14 protein-coding genes are annotated in these 17,276 nt (G+C 46.4%); 6 read left to right on the top strand and 8 right to left on the bottom strand.

Annotated elements, in window-relative coordinates; translation table 11 throughout:
- The first annotated feature begins 37 nt into the window (after positions 1-37).
- The 4 genes from GK108_RS21575 (at position 38) to GK108_RS21590 (ending at position 4,734) form a co-directional block, all read left to right on the top strand.
- Positions 38-1,543, top strand: coding sequence for a TolC family protein (locus GK108_RS21575; protein ID WP_163952987.1), 1,506 nt, complete (start codon positions 38-40; stop codon positions 1,541-1,543).
- 92 nt (positions 1,544-1,635) lie between these two features.
- Positions 1,636-3,057 (top strand): efflux RND transporter periplasmic adaptor subunit, encoded by a 1,422-nt coding sequence (locus GK108_RS21580; RefSeq protein WP_163952989.1) that lies wholly within the window; start codon positions 1,636-1,638, stop codon positions 3,055-3,057.
- A 149-nt stretch (positions 3,058-3,206) separates the two neighbouring features.
- Positions 3,207-4,211 (top strand): NAD(P)H-dependent glycerol-3-phosphate dehydrogenase, encoded by a 1,005-nt coding sequence (locus GK108_RS21585; protein WP_163952991.1) that lies wholly within the window; start codon positions 3,207-3,209, stop codon positions 4,209-4,211.
- A gap of 40 nt (positions 4,212-4,251) precedes the next feature.
- Positions 4,252-4,734, top strand: coding sequence for an MOSC domain-containing protein (locus tag GK108_RS21590; RefSeq protein WP_163952993.1), 483 nt, complete (start codon positions 4,252-4,254; stop codon positions 4,732-4,734).
- On the opposite strand, the gene GK108_RS21595 is transcribed toward GK108_RS21590, so the two are convergent.
- The gene (locus GK108_RS21595; protein ID WP_163952995.1) at positions 4,735-5,907 is read right to left on the bottom strand and encodes a PepSY-associated TM helix domain-containing protein; all 1,173 of its coding nucleotides are present in this window, start codon (positions 5,905-5,907) and stop codon (positions 4,735-4,737) included.
- Positions 5,908-6,421: 514 nt separating this feature from the next.
- On the opposite strand from GK108_RS21595, the gene GK108_RS21600 reads away from it, so the two are divergent.
- Complete coding sequence (locus GK108_RS21600; RefSeq protein WP_163952997.1) at positions 6,422-7,582, top strand: serine hydrolase domain-containing protein; 1,161 nt, start codon at positions 6,422-6,424, stop codon at positions 7,580-7,582.
- Positions 7,583-8,038: 456 nt separating this feature from the next.
- Here GK108_RS21600 and GK108_RS21605 read toward each other — a convergent pair whose 3' ends face one another.
- The 6 genes from GK108_RS21605 to GK108_RS21630 all read right to left on the bottom strand — a co-directional run bounded on the left by GK108_RS21605 (position 8,039) and on the right by GK108_RS21630 (position 15,205).
- Positions 8,039-9,040, bottom strand: coding sequence for a peptidase associated/transthyretin-like domain-containing protein (locus tag GK108_RS21605; RefSeq protein WP_163952999.1), 1,002 nt, complete (start codon positions 9,038-9,040; stop codon positions 8,039-8,041).
- 281 nt (positions 9,041-9,321) lie between these two features.
- A complete protein-coding gene (locus GK108_RS21610) occupies positions 9,322-9,756 on the bottom strand; it encodes an ester cyclase (protein WP_163953001.1) in 435 nt (144 codons plus the stop codon).
- A gap of 76 nt (positions 9,757-9,832) precedes the next feature.
- Positions 9,833-10,387, bottom strand: coding sequence for a Crp/Fnr family transcriptional regulator (locus GK108_RS21615; RefSeq protein WP_163953003.1), 555 nt, complete (start codon positions 10,385-10,387; stop codon positions 9,833-9,835).
- Between the two features lie 199 nt (positions 10,388-10,586).
- Positions 10,587-11,990: a DUF1593 domain-containing protein gene (locus tag GK108_RS21620; protein ID WP_163953005.1), complete on the bottom strand. Its 1,404-nt coding sequence runs from the start codon at positions 11,988-11,990 to the stop codon at positions 10,587-10,589.
- 431 nt (positions 11,991-12,421) lie between these two features.
- Positions 12,422-13,954, bottom strand: coding sequence for a glutamine-hydrolyzing GMP synthase (gene guaA / locus GK108_RS21625; RefSeq protein ID WP_163953007.1), 1,533 nt, complete (start codon positions 13,952-13,954; stop codon positions 12,422-12,424).
- 81 nt (positions 13,955-14,035) lie between these two features.
- The gene (locus GK108_RS21630) at positions 14,036-15,205 is read right to left on the bottom strand and encodes an exo-beta-N-acetylmuramidase NamZ family protein (protein WP_163953009.1); all 1,170 of its coding nucleotides are present in this window, start codon (positions 15,203-15,205) and stop codon (positions 14,036-14,038) included.
- A 312-nt stretch (positions 15,206-15,517) separates the two neighbouring features.
- On the opposite strand from GK108_RS21630, the gene GK108_RS21635 reads away from it, so the two are divergent.
- Positions 15,518-16,744, top strand: coding sequence for an ABC transporter permease (locus tag GK108_RS21635; protein WP_163953118.1), 1,227 nt, complete (start codon positions 15,518-15,520; stop codon positions 16,742-16,744).
- A gap of 6 nt (positions 16,745-16,750) precedes the next feature.
- Here GK108_RS21635 and GK108_RS21640 read toward each other — a convergent pair whose 3' ends face one another.
- Positions 16,751-17,275 carry a DNA/RNA non-specific endonuclease gene (locus GK108_RS21640; RefSeq protein WP_163953011.1) on the bottom strand — a complete coding sequence of 175 codons (525 nt, stop codon included), beginning with the start codon at positions 17,273-17,275 and terminating at the stop codon, positions 16,751-16,753.
- Position 17,276: the final 1 nt, after the last annotated feature.

Below are 17,276 nucleotides of genomic sequence, written 5' to 3' on the forward strand. Positions count from 1 at the left end.
TAAGTTTGTAACATTGAACCATCAAAATCCAGCGAACATGCAAGTGGCGTGGAAACCAGTCGGGGTGGCTTTTGCCCTGATGTTAACAACAACTCTATCTGGAACGTATGCACAGAACACATCTACTCCGGCCTCACCACTCAATGCCGTAGTTGGATCGAACAATGCAGCGCCTTCCCGACTGAATTTAGTGCAGTGTATTGAGATTGCCCAGCAGAACAATCTAACGGTTCGTCAGGGGCAACTTACGGTTGCGACCAGCGATTTGCAGTTACGTCAGTCGCGGCTGAATTTATTGCCGACCGCCGTTTTTCAGGCGAACCAGTCTATAAATGGTGGACGTAGCATTAACCCGCAATCAAACGAATTCGTACAGCAGACTATTAATTCGAGTAGTTACCAGCTTAATGCGTCCGCAACGCTCTATAATGGTGGCGTGTTGCAGAATACCATCAAACAGAATAACCTGGCTGTGCAGGCTAGCCAGCAGGAACTGAATGCTACAAAAAACAACGTATCGTTAACCGTTGCGTCCAACTATCTGAACGTACTGACCGGCGCTGAACAACTTGCTGTAACGCAACGGCAGGCGGATGTTACGCGGGCTCAGCTCGATCGAATGCAACGTTTGGTAAGTGCAGGTTCAGCACCAGAGGCCAACCTGTTCGAGCTTCGCGCTACGTTGGCTAGTAATGAAGTCGATATTGTTACGGCTCAGAATACGCTTGATTTAGCGAAGGTGGCTTTGCTTCAATCAATGAATGTGCCGATTAATCAGGATATTGAAGTAGAGGCCGTTAATGTACCAGACCCAGGTCTTGATCCCTATACGGCCACTGTACAGCAGCTCTATGATGTGTCGGAAACCAATCTGCCCGAAGTGAAAGGTGCTGATTTGCGGGTGAAAAGCGCTACGTTGGGTGTACAGGTGGCGAAAGGTGGACTCTATCCAACATTATCGCTGAATGGTAACCTGAGCACCCTGTTTTCGAGTGCGGCCAGTATGCAAACCCTCAATGGTTCCTCTACGCCACAAACGATTGGCTTTTTTACCGATCCGGTCACGGGCGCTCAATTGCCGGTAACAACAATGGCACCCGGCTATGATCGTTCAGGGATTTCCTATGGATCGCAGCTGCAGAACAACTTCAGCCAGTCGGCGTCTCTGTTTTTGCGAGTCCCGATCTTCCAGGGGAACGTATCGCGTAACCGTATCACGACGGCCAAAATTCAGCAGCAGAATGCCGAACTAACGGCGCTGAATACTCGCCTGACCCTAAGACAGCAGATCGAAACGGCCTATACGAATATGAAAGCCAGTGCTAATCGATATCGGGCCACGAAGGTTCAGGTAGAGTCGCTGGAACGCGCTTTTCAAATAGCCGAAAGCCGTTTGAACGCAGGGGCAATTAACGCAACGGACTATACTATTGCTAAAACAAACCTCGACCGCGCCCGGGCGAGCCTGATTCAGACGAAATACGATTACGTTTTCCGGACTAAAATTTTAGATTACTATCAAAATAAACCGATAAGTTTCTAGTGGGTAATGTGTAATGAATAATAGCGGTAAATTTTCTTAAAAAGACAATCTACCGTTTTACATTCTACATTATTCATTATACATTTCACTCTATGAAAAAAAAGTCAAACAGGATTTGGTGGATATTAGGTGGGCTGGTTATTGTGTTGGTGGGCGGATTAGTAGCTGCCAAACAAACAGGGCTCATTGGCAAACCGAAACCCACAGAAGTTGATTTTACCACCGTCAAACGAGCTAATATTATAGAACGCGTCAGTGCATCAGGGCGCGTTCAACCACAAGTTGAAGTGAAAATCAGCCCCGATGTATCGGGCGAGATTATTGGACTCTACGTGAACGAAGGTGATCCGGTTAAGGCTGGCCAGCTTTTATGCCGTATTCGTCCTGATAACTATGAATCCCTGCTGGCGCGGGCAAAGGCAACGGTTAATCAAAGCCGGGCCCAGCTCGAACAATCAAAAGCATCGGTTGCCCAATCGAACGCCCGACTGATTCGGGCTAAAGCCGACTACGATCGTAACAAAAAGCTATTTGCTGATAAAGTTGTTTCTTCGGCTGATCTGGAAACCAGCGAAGCCAATTTTAACGTAGCGAAACAGGAAGTTGAAGCGGCTAATGCCAACGTGCGGGCCGCACAGTTCAATATTCAGAGCGCCGAAGCCAGCCTGCGCGACGCCAGCGAAAACTTACGTAAAACCACGATTTATTCGCCCGTGAACGGTACGGTTTCCAAACTGAATATCGAACTGGGAGAGCGCGTAGTTGGTACGTCGCAGATGGCCGGTACCGAAATTATGCGTATCGCCAATCTTCAGAATATGGAGGTACGGGTCAATGTTAACGAAAATGACATTGTTCGGGTAAATCTGGGCGATACGGCCGATATCGAAGTGGACTCATACACAATGGCTGGTCGTAAATTCAAAGGGGTGGTGTATGAAATAGCCAACACGGCTAATGGATTGACCAGCTCTTCGGGGGCATCAGCAGCTGCTACGGTTTCGGCGGATGCCGTTACGGAGTTTGAAGTAAAGGTCAAAATTTTGAATGAGTCGTACGCGGATTTATTAGCCCTGAAAGATAAAAAGGGTTACCCGTTCAAGCCGGGAATGACAGCTTCGGTTGAGATTGTTACCGACCGGAAATTGGGCGTACTGGCTGTGCCGATTGCCGCCGTTACAACGCGAGGGGCTGGTATTGATGCAACCGGAGAGAAGGAGCAGTCGGGTAGCGGAAATGACAAATCAAAACAGCAGGAGCCAGAGCAACCGGAGAAGAAGGAAAAGCCGAAGGAAATTGTTTTTGTGAACATAGGCGGCAAAGCTGTTCAGCGGGAAGTCAAAACGGGTATCAGCGATTTTGAAAATATTGAGATTCTATCGGGTTTAAAACAGGGTGAGGAAATCATATCAGGTCCGTTTATTGCGGTGTCGAAGAAGCTGAAAGATGGCGAGATCGTGGCTAAGCGTGATCCGAACAAGGATAAAAAGAAAGACGAAAAAGAAAGCGAGTAAGAAGTTGAATTTGTGCATTTACCTTTTTATTGCTTGAGCCATAGTAGCCATAAAATAGCCTCCCGATACGTATCGGGAGGTTTTATTTTTCTCGGGGGGGCCAATACGGAAAAGTTGTCATGCATCGGCTTTCTTCCTTTCTTTACCCTATGAAAGTATCGCAACCCATTCGGCTGACAATGGTGGGAGGAGGGAGTTGGGCCACTGCGCTCGTGAAAATTCTTTCTGAAAACAATGTCAGTATTAAGTGGTGGCTTCGCAAAACGGAAGATGCGGAGCACATTAAGAAATTTGGTCATAATCCGAGCTATCTGAGCGATGTTCAGATCAACACGCGTAAGGTGAAAGTCTGTACAAAAATCAGGGAAGCTTTTCGGGATAGTCAGTACGTAGTTTTAGCCGTTCCGGCTGCTTTTGTGGGCGACGCCCTAACGGGAATCAAGCCGGAGCATTTTGCCGGTAAACGAGTAATTTCGGCTATCAAGGGTATGATTCCGGGGGCTAATCAGCTCGTTACTGATTGGGTGAGCGAACAATACAATGTGCCAGTCGAGCGGATGTCGGTAATTGCTGGCCCCTGCCACGCCGAAGAGGTCGCCCTCGAAAAGTATTCGTATCTGACCATTGCTTCACTTGATCCGACCTGTGCCGACAACGTAGCGAATTTGTTACGTTGTCGTTTTGTACAAACAACGCCCGTCGATGATATCTATGGTATCGAGTATAGTGCTGTGATGAAAAATATCATTGCACTGGCATGTGGCATTACCCGTGGCCTTGGGTATGGCGATAATTTTCAAGCCGTACTGGTGTCCAACGCCATGCAGGAAATTCGTCGTTTCGTGGATGCCATTTATGCCAAACATCGCGATTTAAGTGGATCCGCCTATCTGGGCGACCTGTTAGTTACGGCCTATTCGCCATTTAGCAGAAACCGAACGTTCGGAACGCTTATTGGGCGAGGATACACAATTCAATCGGCTCAGGCTGAGATGAATATGATTGCAGAAGGATACTACGCTGTTAAAAGTATCTATGAAATCAATCAGGAAGTTAACGTTCGGATGCCGATTGTGGATGCCGTTTATGCAATTCTTTACGAAAAAAGTGCGCCAACGATAGCCATGAACTCCCTGAAAGAGTTATTGACATAATAGAGGGCGCTACGTCGCCGATCTGTTTTCAACTATGGCTATGGATACTATTAAAGAGCTTTTTAACGTATTCCCGCAACCGGGAAAAGTAGACTGGATTGGCATTCGGCCTCAGCGGAAAAAGGCCGTTGAGGTTGTTACGTCGGTGGAAGCCGATGAAAAGAAAGGGCTCGTTGGCGATCATTATAGTGGGCAGAGTGGTAACAGGCACGTTACGTTGATTCAGGCCGAGCATCTTCCTGCGGTTGCTTCCTTAACGGGTCGTGATGAGGTCGATCCGTCGTTAGTTCGGCGGAATATTGTCATTTCGGGCCTAAATCTGTTGGCGCTGAAAGATCTGAAACTACAGATTGGCGACGTGATATTGCAGATCACCGGACAGTGTCATCCGTGTTCGCAAATGGAAACGGCCTTAGGGCCAGGTGGTTACAATGCCATGCGCGGTCATGGTGGTATGACGGCTAAGGTGCTTCAGGGAGGCACAATAAACGTGGGCGATACCGTAACGGTACTGACGAGTTAATTACGCCATTGTCCGAACCGCAACGTTACGTTTAGCCGACAATCGTTTAGCGGGGCGTTTTTTGGTGCGTCGTCCCCACCAGATCAGAAACCCTGTAATTGGCAAACTGGCACAGATCAGGCTGGCACAGAAGGCCAGAATTTTACCTGGCAGTCCCCAGATAGCGCCAATATGAATATCGTAATTCATCCGACGGAGCTTCTTGGCCAGATTCGCATCAGCATAGTTGCCCGTGTATGGACTATCGGCAGATAATTCCTTTAGCGTACGTTGATCGAAATAGTGGTAGTCGACGGTATAATACGTACCAGGCCGGTAATTAACGTACGAATAAATAGACTCGCTGGCCAGCTTGGGGAAGGACAGGTTAATGCCCTGTTGGGTTGGGTTTTCTTGTCGAAGTTTCAACCAGATTTTATCAACAGCTGCTGCCGTCGATGGAACAAGTGGCGTGGCTGTTGAATCGGATGGCGGAATGTAGTACTCCGCCGAGCCAGCACCGCCCGTTGCCCGATACAACGCTTTGGAGAACCACTGGAATCCCCAGACCAATCCGGTTATTGCAAAAATTAGCCCAACTACCAATACATAGAAGCCCATTACGTTATGGAGGTCGTAATTTTTACGACGCCAGGCCGCGCTCCACTTAATGCTGAATCGCTGTTTGGCCGCGCCTTTGTTCTTAGGCCACCAAAGTACCAGGCCGCTGATTAATAATGTCAGGAAAACAAGCGTAGCAGACGCTACAACAGGCTGGCCAATTTTTTCGGGTAGCCACAGATAGTAATGGCCGTGCAGGATGAAATGGAAAAAGTCGTCGTCTTCGTCCCAAACCTTTAGGATTTCGGCTGTATACGGATTGATGTAGACGACGTAGTAAAATTCTGGATCAAGATTATAGAAGCCTACCGTAGCGCTACGTCCGTATTCTTCATAGAGAACACCATTCGCCGTTTTGCCCGGAAGTGCCGTTTCTGCTTTTGCTTTGAGTACAGAAGGTGGCAAAAGTTTGCCATTAGCAGGGGGCTGAATAAACCGATAGGGTTCAGTGGCATTTTTAATCTCTTGCTCAAACGCTAGTATACAGCCTGTGATGCTGATAACAAAGACAATGAGCCCAGATGATAATCCGAGCCAAAGGTGAACTTTCCCAATCAGTTTTTTTGCGGTCATCGTCGGCTTATTCAGTCGTTGACTAGCCCAGACAACAGCTTCTTAATTGATGCTGTTGTTATTTAGACTAATTCTTTTTGCAAACTTAGGATACTTCTGCGAGAAAAGGCACAAAGAGGTTTAAATTTCTGGTTTAATGGAAGCTTTTATTCGGTGCCCTGTCTGGTAAATAACTATCAATGCGCTCGTACTAATTCAAAACGAACGTAGCCTGTGGCCATTATTGCTTGGCCTATGTGGCCTTATGTTATCAAACATTTCCTTAGGGCTGATTCTATTTTTTCTTTACTACGAGATAGAAAGAAGCCTGCTCAGAGTGATAGTAGCAGTGAGTGGCTATCTATAGAACTTGTAATGGGTATTTGAGTTTGGAACCTCATTAGATGCTACTGAAATAGAACATACTTAACGTTAATTCAACGATTGTTTCACTCAATTCAGCTTACATCCCATTGCTCTTGGCTGGCTAACTCATTTCATTTACAGTTGTTTAACAACTGATTTGGAACTTCTTATGAATTCATTCCCAGCTCGCTTTTGCCTTTTATTTTTTCTATTTTCTCATTTAGTTTTTTCTGCTACAGCCATAGGCGCGCCTAAAAAACAGAATACTGATCCTCCAATCACTGGAGTACATAAGCAGGTTGATTCCTACATCAAAGCGAAAGTTCAAGAACTAGCCATCACGGGATTGGCTGTTGCTGTTGTGAAGGGGGGCAAAACAATTTTTCAGCAAGGGTACGGTTTGGCTAATCTGGAGTGGCAGCTACCAGTTACTTCTCACACAAGTTTTCAGATAGCCTCCTGTAGTAAACTGCTGGCAAGTACACTAGTTATGAAAGCTATTTATGATAAGAAGTTAACTCTAGATGATTCAATTAGTCGATTTGTGGATAATAGCCCTGCTTCCTGGCAAGGTATGCAACTCAAGCATCTGCTTACTCATTCCAGTGGAATTAAAAGTTTTCAAGCCGATCCCTACTTATCGATAAATCAATTTGTTGATCTCCTAAAAGACTCGTCGCTGGCATATCCCTATGGAACGAACCAGCATTATGTCAGCTTTGATTATGCATTGGTTCGCTTTATTCTGGAAAAAGTCTACCAAAAGCCTTACGAACAGATTCTAAAAGAAGTAATTACCGAACCGTTGGGTATGAGCGATGGAGGCTATGATATGGAAAAACTTAATGGGCGGTTACTTGAGACGAAATTAGTATCTCGGAAAGCAACCACCTATTACGGGCCTACTAACCAAAAAATTGGGTATAAAGGTATTTATCCCTCCTACATGTATGCAGCCGGGGGATATTTCGCTTCTGTAAATGATATGGCTAGCTGGGCAATTGGCCTGGATAAAGGTATTCTATTTCCGCCTACTTTTCTCGATACGATGCTTCTTGGTCAGGATAGTATTAAGAATAAGCTAAGTGATTTCAACCGAGTAGGCTGGATTGTGTCGGCAACGACCAATAAAATTCAGTATGTTGGCCACCCTGGCGGTCCTGCTTTGGGTGAGATTCTACGATTCCCCAAGGAAGGATATACTGTCATTGTCTTGTCAAACGATGGTGAATTATTGCCGAACCTTGCCTTAGCTGTTGCTGGTTACTATATTAAAGGATTAACAGATAAACCCGCCATTACTAAGTTTAAGCGGACAGGGTCATTGTAAGCCAGCCGTCTGTAATCAATTAGATAACATTATCAGATAGTGGTCATAATCCGTTAAAATATTAACGTTATACCTCAATCAGTTTTACAAGTATAGATTGTCCATTACGTATGAGAACGGCACTATGACCATGTGCCGTTCTAAAACCGACGCTTTTCTTCGCTGAGGGCGCTCAAAGTATCTCGTTAAGACTTGATGGTATTGTTTCCGCTAGCAGTTGTAGCTTGCTGACTATTTCTTAGAGAAGCTAAGTCCTTTCTGAATTCTGGAGTGAAATCAGACTATTGGCTTTATACCGGATAACGGCTTTCTTTAGCTGATTAGCAGCCCGCTCTGTTTCTGCATTTATACACTCAGCAAATGCTGGGCGTTTGCCTAAAGCAATTTACCCAGCGAAGGTGAGCGATGCCGGTTCGTTTATAGATAAGAAGACCGCTCTTCCTTCGACTTCACTAGCTAGTGGGGTAACTCTACTTTAATCTGAAGTGACCCCCAATTGCTGCGATTCGGTAATGTAGAGGAGTTATCCGAATAAGTGTCAGGTGTAAACAATAGGTTGGCTTGTCCTTGAGCAATAGTAGGTGTCAGGCCAAAATAGGGCGATATACCGGCATACTTGCCTACTGCTTCCAGGTTTAGTAAGGGGCCGTTTTTTAACTGTGCCTGGATTGTATAACGACCAACCGGCACATTCATTACCAGGAAATTGTAATTCAACAGGCTCGCTTTTTTGGTAATCACAAAGCTCTTCGTTTCACCATAAAGCCCTGGACCATTAGCTGTTAACGTCACCTGAATCTCAGCATTTTCTGGGATATAGCTTGCTGGGTTAAATACCGAAGTAGGATCTGTTACATTGTAGGTGATATAAAACGAGCCACCGGCGTAGCTGGTTGGATCGTTAGGTTTCTGGCTGGCCATTTCTTTGTTGAGTACCCCATAGGACAAGAGCACAAAGTGCTTCACCAGACCATCTTTGGAGGGAAAACTCCCCAGTTTACCATCGACGGGATGTAAGGTCATTGTTGCCCGGCCCTTGCCATAATCGATGGTGTAACCAGCTGTATAAAAGTCAGCGGCTCCCCAGGGAACTGTTATTTCGTAATAGCCATTGGCATCTGTCTCGTCAGAAGCTCCTGAATAGTATCCACCGGTTGCAGTGGATCGAATCCCAATGAGAGCCCCCTCCAGTGGTTTACCAGTCAGATCGGCTACAAAACCCCGCACAACACCGGCCTTAGGAGACAATACCGGGAAGTTTGGCAATCGTGGGTTAGTGTCACCCATCACATTGACATAATTATCTTGAGCATCTAAATAAAAGGAAGCCCTGCCGTTTACCACAGGTAAGTCTGGCTGTTGACCCCAACTTGCGATTGGGTCTCCTTCATTCCCTACTGGATCTTTACAACCAAAGTTGATCAGAAGGATTCCGACCAAAAAAAATTTAGTATTCATTATTGAACGAGTTTATGGCTTGACAATCCAAACCTATCACCTGCTAATAGTTAAGACCAGACGTACTTAGTTGAATTGAGGAAAGTTCTGGTTGAGTACTCGTTTCATTAAGCCGAATTTTTATATGTCTATAAACTATCTGCGCCATCAGGAGCTAACTACAAAAAGCCCAGCTCTTTGGAAGCTGGGCAGTCAATGTCAGTGTATACTGTATTATACGTTTGGGAAAATAACGCCCTGTTGCGAAACGAGTTTTAATGACCAACCCTTGAGCCAGTTCATCAATCTGGCATTTTACAGCCTGTTAACCCTAACTGTTTGAGCTGACTTTCTAACTGGCTACCATTAATCTCAGCCCAATGTTCAATGATCTTACCGTCTTGGAAGCGATAGAATCGGTAGCCTTCGGTCATGACTTGTGCCCCAGTAGGATCTATTCCCCGCCAGGAGCCAATATGGGTCATTGACATCTTAACCTTGAGGATTGTCTTATTGCCTTCACTCACTTGGTCTTCGACAGACGTTCGATGAACAAACGATTGACTAGTAGCTTGTATCCACCTTACCAATCCAAGCCGATCAGGAGATAAGACTGTTGGTAGGGAGTGATCGACATAAGCAGTATGAAGATAGTCGTCTAACTTATCAAACCGTTGCTGATTCCACACCTCTTCAATGAAGCGTATGGCCACTTGATTAATTTGATTTATGTCCATTGCCTTTAGAGTTTATCCAACACAAAAGTAATGGGGCTATACAGGAGGGCTGTGTGACAAAAGTCAAAAAATAAAGCTATTTCAAATGCCTGATTCGGCTTAGAGTCTCCCGGCGGATACCCAAAAAGGAAGCGATATGGCCTAAGGCAAGTCGTTGTAGCAACGAAGGATATTTTTGAGAGAATAATTCGTATCGTTCCTTAGCGGAATGCAGTGTAAACCAGGTTGCGTACTCTTCCCGGGCTTCTAATAACGCTTCGAGCAACTGTCGGCCAAAGGTTTCAATTTGATGAGACTCATGATAAAGTCTCATCAAATCGGTTTTAGCTAGCTGTAACACGGTGGATTGTTCAAGGGCTTGTATCGTCAACTCGGTTGGTTGGCCGGATCGTAAACTTTTCAAGTCGGTCACAAAGGCGTTTTCTGATGTGAACGCCACATTTCGTTCTTCTCCCTCTTGGTGAAGGAAACTCCGCAGGAGTCCTGTCTCTAGAAAATAGATATGGCGACATACTTGGCCAGGGTATACAAGTAAATCACCCTTCTGAAGACTGGTTTCGGTTATGACATTGTTAAATACTTGCCATGTATTGTCATCAAGTTGCGTAATTTCCTTAAGTGCATCTCGCATACTGATTATGTAATCTAATCTTTTGGATGGTAGCCGGGGATGAAGCATCAACTAAAAATATCATCTCAGTAACCCCCCCCATTTGAGAATCACTCCTCACAGATCGTTACTACGTCTCATTTGTGAGGGGAAACCGCCAGCCTTTTCACTCACCCTTGTTTTGGTTTTACATGAAGAACAGGATAAGTGAATACGGAGGTTACTTAGGTAATACGTTCACAATTAGCCGTTTATAACGAGTTAAGGCCGGTGTGCCATTGTCGGTAACTTCTAATATAAAGTGCATGGTTTTGGCCTGGCTAACGCTGGGGGCGGTAAATTTAATTTCCTCGGCTGTGGAGTTTGTCAAGACAAACGAGCTGGCATTAAGAGAGCCAACTTCTTTGTAGAACAACCACGTATAACTTAAGGCATCCTTATCCGGGTCGGAGCCCTTGCCCGAAAGAACTACCTGCGTACCTGATTTGACCGTTAGTTCATTGGCATGATTAAGGACTACCTGCGGAGGGTGGTTAGCCTTCGAATAGGTTGGGGCTACACACCAGTCCATTCGAGCAAAGAAGTCATTCTGAAAAGCTGTTCTCCATCGCCAAATAGTGGCGTGATTGCTGGTGTGTAGGCTTTGTGTGATCGCACTATAAACCTCATCCTGCGTATCCGTCCAAATAGGACGAGTTTCGGGCTCATACATATATTTTTTGAAAGGGGGGATATATAACTCATAGCGGCCGCCCCAGCCACCGTAATTGGGATGTTCTGGATCATTCAAGCCATTGTTGACCAAGCCCAAAAAGGAAGGGGTATCACCCTCCATAAGAAACTCAACCTTGGGGTATTTCTCCCCTAATGCGCCATGATGATGACGAACATGCTCATCCAGATAATGATTACGAATCATCGTGGTATCTGCTCCCAGAAAGCGACCATGAAAAATATCGCCCGAAATGCCTGGCCAGGTAGCATAATGGTATTGTCCGCCCCCATTTTCTTCGAAGCCAGGGCTGACAATGTAAAACAGGGTGGGAAAGGTGTTTCGAATCCAGGGACCGGTATCATCCTGGTCTGAAATAGCATAAACTCTAAGCTTTGCAATAACCTTTGAAATAGTGCTTTCGGTTTGGGTCTTGCCTAACTTCCAAAGCGCCTGGGCCAAGACATTGGTGCCGCCCCAAGCCGGTATATAAAGTGGGCGAGGGTCATCTTTAAGCATACTTTTCAAAAGCCAGTCCGAGCCCTCAGAATCCTTACCATCACCTAAACCTTCTTTGCCAAAAACAGGAAGCCCTTTTTTTATGACGGAATGAATGTATGCCTCCGTGGGAAATCCTTTCTCATGGATCTCCAAATTATCTCTCACTTTACCATAAGCTTGAGCTATGTCGTGCAATCGCCATTCGGCAGTTTTATTCCGCTGCCAGCAGGATGTGGTTGCAACAATACCTTCTACCTCGAAGTGATTGGAGTAGGTAAGAAAACGCACGAAAGACATGGCGTCATCTGGTTCATTTTCAATATCTGTCAGAACGAACACTCTTGGATTCTGGCCAATGGCAAAGTGGCAAAGCAGGACGAGTAGTAGTGAAGAAAGGATGTTGCTTTTCAATTGACATCAATTTTTTCATTAAAGTAGACCGGGCTCATACTCTAATGGTCGAATGAAGATGAAATGATGGTAAAATCTGACCGAGCACCAGAGTCGTGTATCTATCCTCAATAATTGACTAACTGAGTTGCTTCGTAAAAGCCTATTAGGCTTGTTAGTTGGTTCGGATAAACGCCGATTTTATCAAGCAGTCACCAGGCATTTGTCTTTTTGTATGATTACAGCTCAGGGGGCGCAGTAGTGGACCACCACCTACAGCACAAATCAACGTTTCGCTTTTAACGATGCACACGAGTTTGCGATATGGTTTGTGCTAAATGAAGAATGTGATGGTTCGCTATTGTAGCCGTTTATTCTATCTACCCGGATTCATACAAAGAAAGCCCAGACAGTTGGCCTGGGCTTTCTTTGTAAACAGAGCAGGAACTGAATTATTCCCATTCAATCGTAGCGGGTGGCTTCGATGAGATATCATATACAACGCGGTTAACGCCTTTTACCCGGTTGATAATCTCGTTCGAAATATTAGCCAGGAATTCGTAAGGTAAATGCGCCCAGTCGGCAGTCATGCCATCGACGCTGGTTACGGCACGTAGTGCTACAACGCGTTCGTATGTACGTTCGTCGCCCATCACACCAACCGACTGAACTGGTAGTAGAATAGCGCCTGCCTGCCACACTTTATCGTATAATCCCTCACGCTTCAGCCCATCGATAAACAGCGCATCGACTTGCTGAAGAATGTCAACTTTCTCGGGAGTAATATCGCCCAGAATACGTATCGCCAGACCTGGACCCGGAAATGGGTGACGGCCCAGAATAGCTTCCGGAATGCCAAGAGTACGCCCAACGGCCCGAACTTCGTCTTTAAACAACGTATTAAGTGGCTCTACCACTTTCAGTTTCATGAAGTCGGGCAAGCCGCCTACGTTATGGTGCGATTTGATGGTAGCCGAAGGGCCTTTTACCGATACGGATTCGATTACGTCGGGATAGATCGTTCCCTGACCCAGCCATGATACGCCTTCGATCAGATGGGCTTCGTGGTCGAAGACATCGATAAAGGTTTTGCCGATCGCTTTCCGCTTCGCTTCCGGATCGGTCAGACCCGCCAGAGCGGTATAGAACTGATCTTTGGCATCAACGCCTTTAACATTCAGACCGAGCGTTTTGTATGATTCCAGAACGCCTGAAAATTCATCTTTCCGCAATACACCGTTATCGACAAAAATGCAGTACAGGTTTTTACCGATCGCTTTATGAATCAATACCGCAGCTACCGACGAATCGACTCCGCCCGATAGACCGAGTACAACCTTGTCGTCGCCAAGCTTATGCTTTAGCTGAGCAACCGTTGCATCCACAAACGATTCGGATGTCCAATCTTGCTTGCATCCACAAATGTCAACAACGAAGTTGTGTAACAGTGCCTTTCCCTGTAATGAGTGCGTTACTTCAGGGTGAAACTGAATCCCATACGTAGATTCGCCATCAACCTGGAAAGCCGCCACCCGAACGGTATCGGTAGACGCAATAATCTTGAAATTCTCCGGAACGCTGGTAATTGTATCGGCGTGCGACATCCAAACCTGCGAATGCTGGTCAATACCACGCATCAGTGGGCTGTCGGTGTTAACGGTGCCGAGTTTTGCCCGACCGTATTCGCGGATAGCCGAAGCCTGCACTTCGCCCCCGCTGGTATGTGCCAGCAACTGAGCACCGTAGCAAACGCCCAGGATAGGCAATTTGTGCCGAAAAGTAGCTAAATGAACTTCGGGAGCATCCGTGTCCCGAACGGACGATGGACTGCCCGAAAGAATAATACCCTTAACGTCAGCGGTGATCGTGGGAATGTGATTGTACGGATGGATTTCGCAATAAACGTTCAACTCGCGCACCCGGCGGGCTATCAATTGGGTGTACTGTGAACCGAAATCCAGAATCAGAATCTGTTCTGTGGCCATTTTGGTCTCCAAAATGCAAAGTTAGAGCATTTTTCGAGACGGCAGGTAAAGAGATTATTTTTTCAAGGGGATTTGGTCAGGCTACTTTTCGGGATAGAGCAGATATTTGGCCCGTGTTAGCCGGTACGCATTCAAGGCCGATTGCCAGCTTTCCCGGATTTTTTCTTCCGATACGCCTGCAATCAGTTGCTTGCGTAATTGATCGGTACCGGCTAGCCGGTCGAAACCGTTGTTTGCCAGAAAGAATTTACTCTTATCGCTGGCCCGATTGAAAAAATCAATAACGTAATGAAGCATCATTTCTTTCTTCGAAACAGCTACGGCTGATAGGTCGAGTCCGTAGCAGAGCTGGCCTTCCAGTGGGGGATTGATAGCGCCTGGCTTATCGGCGGGTGTAAAGGTGTAGGGGCCATATTTGGTATACGGCGAGCCAATCACCTGGAATTGCTTGTCGGTACCGCGCCCAACGCTAACAATCGTTCCTTCGAAAAAGCACAGGGATGGATACAACAAAACAGCCTGTTGATTCGGTAGGTTTGGAGAAGGCTTTATGGGCAATATGTAGGGAGTCTGGTGGGTATAATTCTTAACTGGAATTACGGTTAATGGACAGGTTTTACTGCCAGCCAACCAACCTTCACCGTTAATCATCCGGGCCAGTTCGCCAACGGTTAGACCGTGTACGACCGGAATAGGATGCATACCAACGAACGATTTGAATTTCGGATCGAGAACCGGACCGTCGATATAGTGGCCGTTTGGATTAGGGCGGTCCAGAATGATGAGGGGTTTGTTCCGTTCTGCACAGGCTTCCATAACGTAGTGCATGGTGCTGATATACGTGTAAAACCGGGTTCCCACATCCTGAATATCGAAGATTACCACATCCAGCGAGTCCATTTGGGCGGGAGTTGGTTTTCGGTTTTGGCCATACAGCGACGTAATGAATACGCCGGTACGTGGGTCGCGGCTGTTGCTGATTTTTTCGCCATCGGTCGCTTCGCCCCGAAAACCATGTTCGGGGGCAAAAATGGTTTTGACAGTTACGCCCCGTGCAATCAAACTATCGACCAGATGCGTTTTCCCAATTTGTGAGGTATGATTAACAACCATCCCCACTCGTTTGCCCTGCAAAGCGGGAAGGTATAGTGATAACTGATCGGCACCTGTCTGGATTGTTGTCGTCTGGGCCTGACAAACCATGGCCAGCAGGCAAAGGGTAGAGAAAAGCAGTTTGTGTAGAGAAATCATGCTACGTAAATGTTGGGAGCCGGTTCATACAAAACTCACCATGTTTATTGAATCGGTAAAACGAACGTTCAGTGGCTGTTATTGGACAAAATAACGCACACGAGGCTGCCAAAATCAGCGTCTGATTATTTTTTGTATTAGATCAGCTACTTGTCCGTTAGATTTGTGGTTACGTAGTATGACAACAGTTTACGGTGAACAGTGTTTTTCGTTTATGTGTCATACGGTAATAAACCAGAAGGATTTCCAGTGTTTGGTTTATGGCGGTACCTTCATCCGACTGACCACGTAAACCCCAAACTGACTATTATATTGAACGTACCCGTTTTTCTCGCTCAAAAAGTTCGTCACGCACCCGAAGGGAGTTTTTCGGCTACGGTTACCCGCGTTGGCATCGTTAGCATTGCGCTTGGTCTGGGCATCCTGATCGTGGCTTTTGCGGTTCTGTTTGGTTTTAAAAATACCATTCAGCAGAAAATATTTCTGTTCGGCGCTCATTTGCAGGTAGGCAAATTCACGAATAACAATTCCTATCTGGAAACTCCGCTCGCGCTCAATACGCCACTCTATCGCGACAGTACCAACATTCCGGGTGTGCAACACATACAGGCTGTTGCGTTAAAAGCAGGCATTCTCAAAACCAGCGAAGAGCTAACCGGTGTTATACTGAAAGGAGTAGGCCGCGACTACGATTGGAATCTGTTCAATGGTTCGCTCGTAGCTGGAACGGTACCCGTTGTTGGGGCTGATACGGGCAATGGCTCCACTCAACTGCTGATCAGCCAGTATATGGCGAATCAGTTGCGGGTAAAAGTAGGCGAGGACGTACCGCTTTATTTTCTGGGAAATCCGCCCCGCGCCCGCAAGATGACGATTGTTGGTATTTACGAGACGGGACTCGAAGAGGTTGATAAAACCATTGCGCTGGGCGACATTCGGCTCATTCAGCGTCTGAATAAATGGAGTGCCGATTCGGTGGGGAGCTACGAGATTTTTGTAAAAGATTTTAACCGGTTGAATGCCATTGCCAACAACGTTTTCGACGTAATGTCGCCGGATATGCGGCTGACTCGCGTAACGGATCAGTATCGTCCCCTGTTCGACTGGATGGTGCTGCTGGATCGTAACATGGTCATCCTACTATCGCTCATTACGTTTGTAGCATCCTTCAACATGGTATCGGTTCTATTGGTACTGATGATGGAGCGAACCCCCATGATTGGTTTACTCAAAGCACTGGGGAGTCCCAACCAGCTTATCCGACGGATGTTTTTATTCGTTGGACTGAACATGGTAGGGTGGGGCTTGCTGATCGGCAACGTAGTTGGCCTGGGTATCTGTTTTATTCAGGATCGTTTTAAGGTAATTCCGCTCGATCCGAAAAATTACTTCATGAACTACGTCCCTATTGTATGGGACTGGTCGACGATACTAGCGCTTAATGTCGCCACCATTCTGTTAATAGCGGTTGTGCTCTGGATGCCAACGTTCATTATCAATCGAATTCAACCGGTCAAAGCACTGGCCTTTAAGAAATAAGATCGATCAGTTTTGGTGCTTGCGAACATCCAGCGGTCGGCCTGGTTTAACAAACCCCTGTTCAACACCTACGGGCTTTTGGCTGCCTGCTCCTTTATAAACCCAATACGTAAAATATAACGATCCGGGGGTATCGACAGCGGCTCGCTCAAGCTCCCGGAATGGCCCTACGTTCACAGACCCTAATTGCGGAACTAGGTTTATGTCCGTTGCGCCCCCGAGCGTGTGCGGAATGGCGTGTCCCCGATGGTATTGCGGGCCAGCGCCAAGCGGAGAACCCGCCATTCGTGATTTAGGGCGAGGGTCGGTGTTTTTGCCATTACTAAACCCCCAGGCTGCTAGTAAACGACTGTGGGTAACATCGAATAAGTATGAGAAACCGCATGCTTCAGTTTCCACAATATCATTCGCCGGCGTTGATAAGTCATAATCGTCCAGCCAGATTGAAATGAGGTGAGGAATGACTAATTGCTGATACTGAGCTGGTGAGGCTGAAGAAGGTAGGGTCAGGACAGAAGAATAATTGTTCATT

The organism is Spirosoma terrae (genome assembly GCF_010435915.1).
Classification (GTDB): domain Bacteria; phylum Bacteroidota; class Bacteroidia; order Cytophagales; family Spirosomataceae; genus Spirosoma; species Spirosoma terrae.